The following is an 11,788-nucleotide window of genomic DNA, read 5'->3' as shown; positions in this document are numbered from 1 at the left end:
AGTCACACCGCGGTGATGCTTTCGCAGGCAAGCCAGCTCCCACATTGGGTTTTGCATCAACCTTACTTCCAGCGATCCGCCGCCGCCTGATCGCTGCCCCGCCCTTCCACCCAGCGCGGCCCTTCGGGCGTGTTTTCCTTCTTCCAGAACGGCGCCCGAGTCTTCAGGTAGTCCATCACAAACGCACAGGCATCAAACGCGGCCTGGCGATGCGCGCTGGCGGCTGCCACGAACACAATCGGCTCGCCCGGTTCAAGCGCGCCAATCCGGTGCAATATCTCAAGTTTGAGCAACGGCCAGCGCTGTTCGGCTTCGACCGCGATCTTGGCCAAGGCTTTTTCGGTCATGCCCGGATAGTGCTCAAGGAACATCCCCGACACCTCGCGACCCTCATTGAAGTCGCGCACATAGCCGACAAAACTCACCACCGCGCCCACGCCGACATTGGCTGCGTGCATCGCATTGACTTCCAAGCCCGGATCAAACGCCTCGGCCTGTACGCGAATGGCCATGTTCAGCCTCCGGTCACGGGCGGGAAAAACGCCACTTCGTCACCCTCGACGAGCGGCTCATCCAGCGAACACAGCTCTTCGTTACGCGCACACATCAGGCTGGACTCATTGAGCACGGCAAACGCCGGGTCATTGGCCAACGCGAGGCGCACGGCATCGACGGTGGCGAAATCGCCCTCCATCTCCAGCGAATCAAAGCCCACCGCCTCGGCGTAGCGGGCAAAAAACAATACGTTGATGCTCATGCCTGGTCCGCCTTGAAATGCCCGCTTTTGCCGCCAAGCTTTTCCAGCAGGCGAATACTTTCGATGGTCATGCCGCGGTCCACTGCCTTGCACATGTCGTAGATCGTCAGCGCCGCGACGCTGGCGGCGGTCAGCGCCTCCATCTCTACGCCGGTCTGGCCGCTGAGCTTGCAGCGCGCAAGGATATGCACGGCGTCCACGCCGTCGGCGCGCAGCTCAACCTTTACACCAGTCAGCATCAGCGGGTGGCACAACGGAATCAGATCACTGGTTTTTTTCGCCGCCTGGATCCCGGCAATACGGGCCACGGCAAACACGTCGCCCTTGGGGTGGGCGCCGTCGACAATCATTTTCAGGGTGTCGGGCAGCATGCGCACCCGCGCTTCGGCCACGGCCTCGCGGAACGTCACGGCTTTGTCGGTGACGTCGACCATATGGGCGCGACCTTGGGAATCGAGATGAGTCAGCACAGGGATACTCCTGATCAGGAGCGGCAATTGTAAACCCGTGAGTCAAATTTGCGCAGGGCTGTTTATCCCATGAATAAAGGGGCGCAATGCGCCCCTCCATGCATGACAACACCAGGTTAGAAGCGGAAGGTGAATCCGGCATTGATCCCGTTGTTGTTACCGCGGTTGGACAGCAAACCGCTGTAGTTCAAGGACACCAGCGTGTCCTTGGTCAAGGCCACTTCCGCGCTGGCTTTGATCACCGCGCCGTCACGCGCCACGGGCACGCTGTTGACGGCGAAGGCGGTGTCGCTGCCGGCAAACTTCAGCGAGGCGTCACGATCGGTATCGCCAAACTGATGCTCCCAACCCAGCTCGCCGCGCAAGGTGACGGCCGAGGTCGAGCTGATCGGCAATTGGGTATGCGCGCGCAGGCCCAGGGTGGACAGCGTGGCGTCCTGGCTTTGCTTGCTGGCATGCAAAGCGGCGGCGCCGCCCTTCTCCTTGAACGAATCACTCTGGTCGTTCAGGTACGTCAGGTTGGCGAAGGGTTCGAACAGGTTCCATTGGGTGTAGCCGATCTCGGCAAACACCTGGTCGGTCCGCGCGTTGTAGTCGGCCTTGTCGTAGTCCGACTGGTTGGCGTAAGCCACGCGGCGCGAAGTGTCCAGACGATGCCAGGTGGTGGCGCCGCCCAAGCGTAACGCTATCGCGTCAAAGCGTTTGCCGCCGTACACCGACAGGTGATAGTTGTCGCTGTCCGCCGAAGCCGACTCGCCATTGAGGTGGCTCTGGGTGTAGCCGGTCGCTGCGCCCAGACGCCAGCCGTCGCCAACCTCGGTGTCCAGCCCAAGCAGCACGCCGCTGGTGGACGAAGAGTAGCCACTGGCATTGTTGTCGCCGCTGACGTTATTGCGACCGCCCAGCAGTTGCACCCAGCCGCCGTTGTCGCGGGCGTCGATCTGCGCGCTGGAGTCGAGTGACTGAGCCTGTTGCAGACGGCCGTTGACCGCCTCACGAAGGTAGCGGCTGTCAGCCATGTGCGCTGCCGCCACATCCGAGTGCAGTTGCCCCGACAGCTGCTTGAACGCGGCCTGCGCCTGGGCGGCCGAGTCTGAAGCGAGCAGGCTTTCATACACTGGGCTACCCGCGCCCAATGCCTCGGCCGCCGTCGCCACGGCGCGCTCGTTACGGGTTTGCGCAACGCTGGCAAAGGTCGTCTGGTTGCGTTCTACGGCCAGGGTCAGCGCGTTAGGCTGGTAATTCAGCTGAGTCCCGATGAACGGATAATTGGGCGAGATCGCCGCAAACTGTCCGTTGATACCCTGGGTGGCGGTGAGGATGTTGAACGGCTGGCCCAACAGGCTGCGCGCCTCGGTGGCGGACAACAGGTTAGGGCTGTTCTCCAAAGACACGGTCACCACACCGCCATTGAGGGTGGCGACGCCGCTGCTCTGGATCTGATCGCTTCGCCCGTTGGGGCCGACTTCGACGGCATACACCGAGCTCGGGTTGAAGGTCACGTCGCCCGTGTGCAGCGTGCCAATCGAGTGACCCGGTGCCACACGGCCACCGCTGTTGACGGTCAAGGCACCCACCGTACCGTTACCGGCCAGTGTGCCGCCCAGCGTGGTCATCACGCCGTTATCGGCGTTGACTGTGCCCACGGCGCTGCCATCCACCGTCACGGCGGACGTCAATGAACCGTCCACCGACAGCTTGCCGCCGCGCACCCAAGTGCTGCCGGAGTAGGTGTTCTGGCCTTCCAGCACCAGTTCGCCGTCGCCGGACTTGGCCAGACTGCCGACATAGGTATTGCCGGTGAGCAAGTCTTTGCCGCGTGCCAGCGTTGCCTGTTCGCGCGCATGGCCGATTTCGTATTCAAACTGATCATCGTCAGAGGCATTCGCCGGCAAACCGTTGAGCCAACCCTTTTGTTGCTGGGTGGCCGTCCAGGTCGCCTGCTCGGTGGCGTCTTCCACACGGCGGGCACGAATGGCTTCATCGGAAATCGGGTTGGCCCAGATATCGCGAGTACCGGTGGGCAATGCCACCGCGACCGAACCCAGGAACTGCCCCGGCCCTTGCATGGCCTTTTGCAGGTTGGGCAAGCCCCAACCGCTGACGACGCCCGGTACTTGCGGGGTGCCTGGCGCGGCATCGTGCACCGGCTGCAGATTGTCGTAGGTGCGGCCACCCGTGAGGTCACCCACCGGGGTGTCCGGGCCGTCCGGCGCTTGCAGGCTGGAGGTGGTCAGCAGCACATCCCGGGCCTGGCTGGCGGTCATGTAGGGAAAGCGCTGAATCACCAACGCCAAGGCCCCGGACACGCTCGGCGCAGCGGCCGAGGTGCCGTTGGCATTCGGGATGATTTCCCCTTCTGGCCCGGTGGACGGAATCCCCGAGACGCCCATCACGCACCACCACTTGGAGGTGCCGCAACGGTTGTAGACCTGCGCGCTGGTCTCGTCGTAACCGGTGATCGAGAGGAATTTGCCTTCGATGTCCGGCTTGAAAAACGGCAGGTTGGCGTTGGTGTCCGGGTTGGCGCCGTGGCTGTCGTTACCTGCCGAGATGATCTGGATAAAGGTGTTTTGCCGCGCCGCGTCGGCCATGGCGTCCATCCAGGTTTTCTGCCCGGCGTGGGCCTTGTCCCAGAACGGGCGATAGGCCGCCTTCATGTCGCGCAAGTTGTCCGCCGCACTGTCGCCGACATTGCCGAAGTGGTTTTCAACGTCGTTGCGCGAGTTTTGCCCCCAGCTCTGGTTGACGATCGACACATTCTTCGCGGCCAGCGCGTTGTAGCTGGCCATGAACGCGTTGTAGTCCAGATCGTTGGAGCCCTGGAAGCGGTTGTCGTCGGTGCCGCCGGTATTGGCGACAAAAATGTTCGCGTCAAACGCGATGCCATGCATGCCGGTGCCGTTGCGGCTGGCGCCGAGTACACCGGACATTTCCGTACCGTGGCCGTCGTTGATGGTCGGGTCGTACTCACCGGAAATACTGAAGTGCTCGCCTTTTTGAAACTCGCCGTCCGGGGTGTCGTGGAGGTAGCGCGGGTGTGTGGCGTAGTACTCGCCGGTGGACGTCACCGCCTGCACGCGATCCTGGCCCTCGGCATTCTTGCCCTGGAACTCGAAGTGCTCGGTGAGAATGCCCGAGTCCAGCACGCCCACATTCACGCCTTTGCCGGTCATGCCCAAGGCATAGGCGTAGTACGCGTTGGTGCGGTCCAGGCCGGAGTTGACCTGGGCTTCGGGAGTTTTCCAGGTTTGCGCGTTGGCGCTCCAGTCACGGGTAGCGGCGGCCCAGGACTGGCCGGCGTTCAGTTGCGCGTTGAGGTTGCTGCTGACGCCCGGCTCTACGTAGGTGTAGGGCTTGGCAGCCGGCAGGTTGGCGAGGATGGCCCTGGAAAAATCGAGAATATTGGTGGTGTAACGTCCGCTATTGCTGAAGAGCCGGCTGCGGTAGTAATCCAACCGCGAGGCGTAATCCAGCGGGCGCTTGGTGTCGCCGAGCATGGCGCCGATGGTCAGGTTTTCGGGTTGCAGTTCGTAGTTTTGCTTGAGGGCTGAATCGAACTTGCCGGACTGTGCGGCGAAGTCCTTGGCGGCCAGATCGACGATGTCTGCGTAAGCAAAGCGCAGGTTTTTGTAGACATCGGTGTTGGGGCCAAACGATGCCACGGCTTTCTTGAAGGCCGACTCCAACACCTGGGCGGTGTAAGGGTTGCTGTCATCTGCCCAGGCCATTGGACCCTGACCCAGCCACAAGGCCAGGCCGAGTGCGATGGGCGTGAGAGGTATCGACCTGAAACCTGAGGCGCGTTTACGTTGAGACAAAGTGGAGCCATTACCTGCTACTTCCATGTTCCTTTCCCTTTGGATATGTGCGTCGTCAATGAGCGATGTATCGGGCTTTTTGTAATAGGCAGGGTCACGCAGAAAACCCACACGGGTCTTCAAAACGTCGTCGAATCAATGAGGTGGATTTCCGACGGGGGTCACGCAGTGTTCTTATGGTTTTTGCGGCGAGAAAAAATGTAACAAAATAATTACAAAGTCCACAAGCACCCACGGCGCTAAATCGCAGGCAAATGTCGCACATAACAAAAACCCCGGACTTCGTGAGAAATCCGGGGTGGTTCGTGGCATTTAGCCACCAACTGCGACAGGGTTATGTTTTTACAGGTGGGACTCGGCGTACTCGGCCAGGATCGAACGAGGCACCCCTTGCAGCGCGATATGCACGCCGTTCGGGAAGTCCTTGAAGCGTTCCGTCAGGTAAGTCAGCCCGGAGCTGGTCGCGGACAGGTAAGGGGTGTCGATCTGTGCCAGGTTGCCCAGGCACACCACTTTGGAACCGGCGCCGGCACGGGTGATGATGGTTTTCATCTGGTGCGGCGTGAGGTTCTGGCATTCATCGATCAAAATCAGGCTTTGCTGGAAGCTGCGACCTCGGATGTAGTTGAGGGATTTGAACTGCAACGGCACTTTGCTGAGGATGTAATCGACGCTGCCATGGGTGTTTTCGTCATCCATGTGCAAGGCTTCGAGGTTGTCGGTGATCGCGCCCAGCCACGGCTCCATTTTTTCGGCTTCGGTGCCGGGCAAGAAACCAATTTCCTGGTCCAGGCCCTGCACACTGCGGGTGGCGATGATGCGGCGATAGCGCTTGGTCACCATGGTCTGCTCGATGGCGGCGGCCAGGGCGAGGATGGTTTTCCCCGAGCCTGCGGCGCCGGTCAGGTTGACCAGGTGAATGTCCGGGTCGAGCAGCGCGTACAGCGCCAGGCTCTGGTAGATATCACGCGGTTTCAGGCCCCAGGCTTCCTGGTGCAACAGGGGTTCCTGATGCAGGTCGAGGATCAGCAGTTTGTCGACCTGGATTTCTTTGATCCAGCCCACAAACCCCTGTTCGTCGATGATGAATTCATTGATATGCACGGCCGGCAGGTTGTCGGTCAGCTGTACCTGGTGCCAGGTGCGGCCGTGGTCCTGACGGGTTTCAACCTTGCTGACGCGGTCCCAGAACGAGCCGGTCATAGTGTGATAACCGCGCGACAGCATCGACACGTCGTCGACGAGCTGGTCGGTACTGTAGTCCTCGGCAGCGATCCCACACGCTCGTGCCTTGAGGCGCATATTGATGTCTTTGGTCACCAGCACCAGGCGCAAGTCCTTGTCACGCGCGTGCAGGTCGATCAATTGGTTGATGATTTTATTGTCGTTCAGGTTTTCCGGCAGCAGGCTGTTGGGCTCGCTGCGCTTGTTCATCAGAATCGACAACAAGCCCTTGGGCCCGCTTTTGCCACGCTGGATCGGCACGCCGACTTCAACGTCCTCAGGCGAGGCTTCGCCCAGGGTCTTGTCGATCAGGCGAATGGCCTGGCGGCATTCAGCGGCAACGCTGTGGTGGCCACTTTTGAGTTTGTCGAGCTCCTCAAGCACGATCATGGGAATGGCGACGTGGTGTTCTTCGAAGTTGAGCAGTGCGTTTGGATCGTGAATCAATACGTTGGTATCAAGCACATAAAGGATTGGCTGGTCGGAAGAAGGGTTACGTCCATGATCATCCATACTCGGTCACCTTTGTGGGAGCCAGTCGACGCAATACCACAACAGTGCTGCGCCTCGATTCGACCACCGACTGCACCGCAGTGACGTCAAGTGCAGTGCCCACATGAGGAGTCTTGGAAGACGCCACCTGTGTTGCAGGTTTCGGCGATCTGACTTCGTAATACCGCAAAAACGATGACAGGAAAAAGCACTTTGACGCTTTTTTGAAGTTTATTTTTCAGGATGACGAATAGCACTAGCCGAGTGCCAGCCACCCCGTTAAAGTCGGAAGTCCGCCTGCATCGAAATGTCGCACAAAATCACCCCAAAAATGCCTCATCCCCAACAGGGCCGGGCACTTGCGCTTTTTCAGCGAAACGCCTCCCGGCAGTCCTGCCAACCCAGCCCACTTTGCGCCGTTGCCTGCAGCAACATCGGCAAGGCGACCCGTGCCTTGTCCTGGGTGTCATGAAACACAATCACGCCTTTGCGCCACAGCAACATCAATGTCAGCACTCGCTGCGCGGACTCGTCAGCCTTGAGTTTGCCCGGTTCGTCCTGGGAATCGATGTCCCACAATGCCACCTGTAAACCTTGCGCCTGGAAGAAGCCCTGGCTGTCGGCGCGACGCTGGCCATAGGGCGGGCGAAACAGCGGCACGTAGTTTTCCGGCATCAGGTTCTGCGCCAACGCGGCACTGCGGGTGATCGAGCTTTGCCAGTCGACCCAATGGCTGTGGGACCGGTACTGCCAACCCTGAGTGCCTACGCACTGGCCTTGGTACAGCGCCTGCACATCGGCGGCGGAACTGCGCTCCACGCGGGTTTGCAGGCTACTGCCGAGGGCGAAGAAGGTGGCGTTCATCTTTTGCTTGCGCAGGTAGTCGGTGAGCCAGTCGGTATTGCCGCTGACCGGCGCAGGGCCGCCGTCGAAGGTCAGCAGGAACAGGCGGTCGTTGAGTTCATCGCCATTGCGTTCGTGGTCGCCGAAACGCAGGACTTCACTGCTGATTTGTGGGAACAGTGCGGCTTTGCGCAACAGTTCGTCGAGGTAGCGTTCGTGGAAATTGTGGCTGGGGTTGGCCCAGCCTATATAGAAGGAGTTGTCGCTGACCTGGAATTTGCCGGCTTGCTCGCGCAGGTCGTCCATGCTTTCGACCAGGTAGCAGAATGAGGCGTCTTCTTCGCAGCTTTGTTGGGCGAAGGTGTAGTTTTCCAGCAGGCGCTGCCAGAGCTGGCGGCGCAGGTCGTCGATGGCGGCCAGGTTGATGATCTTCAGGCCCAGGCGTTGTTTGAGCGCGGCTTCGTCCTGGGCTTCGCTGGCGATTAAGCTGTGGGCGAACATCAGGATTTCGGCGCGTGAGGCGACATCGAACAGCGCGGGGCTGCTGAGTTTTTCGGGCCAGGTGGTGCGGTCCAGGCTGGCTACGTCAACCGGCGCCGCCTGGGCGCCCAGGCACAGCAAACAAGCTGACAGTAAAAACGCAATTCGCACACGGGGTCTCCCTTTCCAGAGTTGTCGGGCACTATAGCCGATCGTCCGGGCTGGGTTATTGGGTTGGTGGGGATATCCGTTATTTGAGTGATGGCTGAGATGGAAGCTGAACTCAATCAAATGTGGGGGCTGGCTTGCTCGCGAAGGCGGTGGGTCAGTGACACATGAGCTGACTGAACCACCGCCTTCACGGGCAAGCCCGCTCCCACATTTGGATCTCTGTGCATCAGTCAGAGGTGTGTAGATCTGCTGGCCGAGGTGCCGAGTGGTGGGGCACAGACCTTTTGGTTACTTTTGGCTGAGCCGGCATTCCGGGCGTTTGCCAACAGTGACCCGCTGTAAGAGCGCAACCGCCAGCCGCCGTTACCGCAGCAACGGATACACACCCACAGCAGCCCTCTATCACCATCATAGTTGGAGTCAAACCCCGCGACCCCCTAGAATCCCCCCACGATTACAGGAGCCAACTTCATGCTGATGGTGATTTCCCCCGCCAAAACCCTCGACTTCGAGTCCAAGCCGGTCACCCCGCGCTTCACCCAGCCGCAATACCTGGACCACTCCCAGGCGCTGATCGAACAACTGCGTGAACTGAGCCCAGCCCAAATCAGCGACCTGATGCACGTCTCCGACAAGATCGGCGGCCTCAACGCCGCGCGCTTCGGCAGCTGGACCCCAGCCTTCACGCCGGAAAACGCCAAGCAGGCCCTGCTGGCCTTCAAGGGCGACGTCTACACCGGCCTCAACGCCGAAACCTTCAGCGACGCCGACTTCAGCTACGCCCAGGACCACCTGCGCATGCTCTCGGGCCTGTATGGCCTGCTGCGCCCGCTGGACCTGATGATGCCGTACCGCCTCGAGATGGGCACCAAACTGGCCAACGCCCGCGGCAAGGACCTCTACGCCTTCTGGGGCACCCGCATCAGCGAGTGGCTCAACGAAGCCCTTGCCGAACAAGGTGATGACGTGCTGCTCAACCTGGCCTCCAACGAGTACTTCTCGGCGGTCAAGCGCACGGCCCTGAACGCGCGGATCATCAACACCGAGTTCAAGGACCTGAAAAACGGCCAGTACAAGATCATCAGCTTCTATGCCAAAAAAGCCCGGGGCCTGATGAGCCGCTTTGTGATCCAAGAGCGCATCAACGATCCGGCCAAGCTCAAGCAGTTCGATCTGCAGGGCTATCGCTTCAATGCCGAGCAGTCCAAGCCGGACAACCTGGTGTTCCTGCGCGATCACGCACCGGAATAAGGCCCTGCACTGCCCTCACAGTCGCTAAAAACCAATGTGGGAGCTGGCTTGCCTGCGATGGCGGTATTTCAGTCAGAGAAAAGTCGACTGATACTCCGCCATCGCAGGCAAGCCAGCTCCCACATTTTTATCTGCATTCCAAGCCAACGATCGCCATTTATTTGGCGCCAAAAAACATTCTGTCGCATTCCTAACGAATCTTTCACTCGACATTTCTGAATTTTTTTCGTAGTGGCACCACTTTTTTAAAACACTAGTGGCACAAAACTATCCCTTCGCGCCAACTACCTGTAACTACTGGCCCAAATAGCAAGTGCTATCAATATAGTACCAGTGCCATCTTTTCTAATATTTCAAGAAATTTCCGAAAACAGGATGAGTGGCCAGGAACTTCACCCTAAAGCACCGCTCATACCACCGGTAACGAAATTCTCTGTTGCTGTAAGAGATGACTTACATGGCGACCAACGGAAGTAGCAAAGTTGTCACATTTAACTTTGACTCAGGGGTCATATTACAAACCGATTAGTTGAGAGCGGCGATAAGGATGCATTGCCACCCACTATAAGGCCAAGGCTCAGCTTCTCTTAATGGGTCAGTGAGATAACCCAAGGCATTGATATTTAAAGGCTTAAAGCCTCTATCAAAGCTCTGCGGCACTGGCGCCAGGCCCTTCTCCCAGGAAGGCCGGCTGCATTACAGGGCAAGCACCAATAACAAGGCCACGTTTCGCACAACTTGAGTGCAATAGTTAGTCACTCGTTATTCAACATGCCTGCACGCGGCAAGTCGGCGTCTATTCGCCCAACTTTCGCGGCATCAGTGACGCTTGCAAACATGAACTCCGGCCATCTAATTGGCATGATTAATATCGTCTTCAATGACAAAGAGGTAAATGCGATGCGCATCAGCATATTTGGTTTGGGTTACGTTGGCGCAGTGTGTGCCGGTTGCCTGTCTGCCCGTGGCCACGAAGTGGTCGGCGTGGACATCTCCAAGGAAAAGATTGACCTGATCAATGCGGGCAAATCGCCAATCGTTGAACCGGGTCTGGGCGAACTGCTGAGCCAGGGTATCGAGACCGGGCGGCTGCGCGGCACGACCAATTTCGCCGAGGCCATCCGCGATACCGACTTGTCGATGATCTGCGTGGGCACGCCCAGCAAGAAAAACGGCGACCTGGAACTCAACTACATCGAATCGGTATGCCGCGAGATCGGTTTTGTCCTGCGTGACAAAACCACCCGCCACACCATCGTGGTACGCAGCACCGTATTGCCGGGCACTGTGGCCAATGTGGTGATCCCGATCCTCGAAGACTGCTCCGGCAAGAAGGCCGGCGTCGACTTCGGTGTCGCGGTCAACCCGGAATTCCTGCGTGAATCCACCGCCATCGCCGACTACGACCTGCCACCGATGACCGTCATCGGCGAGTTCGACAAAGCCTCCGGCGATGTCCTGCAGTCGCTGTACGAAGAACTCGACGCGCCGATCATCCGCAAGGACATCGCCGTTGCCGAAATGATCAAGTACACCTGCAACGTGTGGCACGCCACCAAAGTCACCTTCGCCAACGAAATCGGCAACATCGCCAAAGCGGTCGGCGTCGATGGTCGCGAAGTGATGGAAGTGGTCTGCCAGGACAAAACCCTCAACCTGTCCCAGTACTACATGCGCCCAGGCTTCGCGTTCGGCGGTTCGTGCCTGCCCAAAGACGTGCGCGCTCTGACCTACCGCGCAGGTTCCCTGGACGTGGAAGCGCCGCTGCTCAACTCGCTGATGCGCAGCAACGAATCCCAAGTGCAGAACGCCTTCGACATCGTCGAAAGCCACGACAAGCGCAAGGTCGCCCTGCTGGGCCTGAGCTTCAAGGCCGGCACCGATGACCTGCGTGAAAGCCCGCTGGTGGAACTGGCGGAAATGCTGATCGGCAAGGGCTACGACCTGAGCATCTACGACAGCAACGTCGAATACGCCCGTGTTCACGGTGCGAACAAAGACTACATCGAAGGCAAGATCCCGCACGTGTCGTCCCTGCTCAACTCGGACTTCGACGCGGTGATCAACAACTCCGACGTGATCATCCTCGGCAACCGTGACGAGAAATTCCGTGCCCTGGCGCATAACGCACCACACGGCAAGCAAGTGGTCGACCTGGTGGGCTTCATGTCCAAGGCCACCAGCGTGAGCGGCCGCACCGAAGGCATTTGCTGGTAACAGCAACAGCAAGTTCCGGGCTGCAAGCGTACCAATCCCCAGCGCTTGCAGCCTGGAGCCTT

At 59.4% G+C, this 11,788-nt stretch carries 8 protein-coding genes; 2 read left to right on the top strand and 6 right to left on the bottom strand.

What is annotated here, in order from left to right; genetic code table 11:
• Nucleotides 1-62 precede the first annotated feature (62 nt).
• The 6 genes from moaE to FPT15_RS12280 form a co-directional block, all read right to left on the bottom strand.
• On the bottom strand, nt 63-512 hold the full coding sequence (gene moaE, locus FPT15_RS12305; protein ID WP_145161283.1) for a molybdopterin synthase catalytic subunit MoaE: 450 nt from the start codon (nt 510-512) through the stop codon (nt 63-65).
• A 2-nt stretch (nt 513-514) separates the two neighbouring features.
• The gene (gene moaD / locus FPT15_RS12300) at nt 515-757 is read right to left on the bottom strand and encodes a molybdopterin converting factor subunit 1 (protein ID WP_145161281.1); all 243 of its coding nucleotides are present in this window, start codon (nt 755-757) and stop codon (nt 515-517) included.
• On the bottom strand, nt 754-1,227 hold the full coding sequence (gene moaC, locus FPT15_RS12295; RefSeq protein WP_056858942.1) for a cyclic pyranopterin monophosphate synthase MoaC: 474 nt from the start codon (nt 1,225-1,227) through the stop codon (nt 754-756). Before moaC ends, moaD begins: the two co-directional genes overlap by 4 nt.
• 116 nt (nt 1,228-1,343) lie before the next feature.
• A complete protein-coding gene (locus tag FPT15_RS12290) occupies nt 1,344-5,075 on the bottom strand; it encodes an autotransporter domain-containing protein (protein ID WP_145161279.1) in 3,732 nt (1,243 codons plus the stop codon).
• Between the two features lie 315 nt (nt 5,076-5,390).
• A complete protein-coding gene (locus FPT15_RS12285) occupies nt 5,391-6,785 on the bottom strand; it encodes a PhoH family protein (protein ID WP_053254513.1) in 1,395 nt (464 codons plus the stop codon).
• A gap of 348 nt (nt 6,786-7,133) precedes the next feature.
• Complete coding sequence (locus FPT15_RS12280) at nt 7,134-8,258, bottom strand: polysaccharide deacetylase family protein (RefSeq protein ID WP_124416481.1); 1,125 nt, start codon at nt 8,256-8,258, stop codon at nt 7,134-7,136.
• A 471-nt stretch (nt 8,259-8,729) separates the two neighbouring features.
• Here FPT15_RS12280 and yaaA point away from each other — a divergent pair, with 471 nt between their 5' ends.
• Nucleotides 8,730-9,509 carry a peroxide stress protein YaaA gene (gene yaaA, locus FPT15_RS12270; protein ID WP_145161274.1) on the top strand — a complete coding sequence of 260 codons (780 nt, stop codon included), beginning with the start codon at nt 8,730-8,732 and terminating at the stop codon, nt 9,507-9,509.
• A gap of 900 nt (nt 9,510-10,409) precedes the next feature.
• Nucleotides 10,410-11,726, top strand: a complete 1,317-nt coding sequence (locus FPT15_RS12265) for a nucleotide sugar dehydrogenase (RefSeq protein ID WP_106579580.1) — start codon at nt 10,410-10,412, stop codon at nt 11,724-11,726.
• Nucleotides 11,727-11,788: the final 62 nt, after the last annotated feature.

Origin of the sequence: Pseudomonas sp. RGB (assembly GCF_007713445.1) — a bacterium.
In the GTDB taxonomy this organism is placed as follows: Bacteria; Pseudomonadota; Gammaproteobacteria; order Pseudomonadales; family Pseudomonadaceae; genus Aquipseudomonas.
Note: the sequence above shows the minus strand (reverse complement) of the source record. Positions and strands in the feature narration are given on the sequence as shown.

Excerpts from the sequence above, each read along its gene's own strand:
- moaE (WP_145161283.1), bottom strand. The coding sequence starts at position 512 with ATGGCCATTCGCGTACAGGCCGAGGCGTTTGATCCGGGCTTGGAAGTC.
- moaD (WP_145161281.1), bottom strand. The coding sequence starts at position 757 with ATGAGCATCAACGTATTGTTTTTTGCCCGCTACGCCGAGGCGGTGGGC.
- FPT15_RS12290 (WP_145161279.1), bottom strand. The coding sequence starts at position 5,075 with ATGGAAGTAGCAGGTAATGGCTCCACTTTGTCTCAACGTAAACGCGCC.
- FPT15_RS12285 (WP_053254513.1), bottom strand. The coding sequence starts at position 6,785 with ATGGATGATCATGGACGTAACCCTTCTTCCGACCAGCCAATCCTTTAT.
- yaaA (WP_145161274.1), top strand. The coding sequence starts at position 8,730 with ATGCTGATGGTGATTTCCCCCGCCAAAACCCTCGACTTCGAGTCCAAG.
- FPT15_RS12265 (WP_106579580.1), top strand. The coding sequence starts at position 10,410 with ATGCGCATCAGCATATTTGGTTTGGGTTACGTTGGCGCAGTGTGTGCC.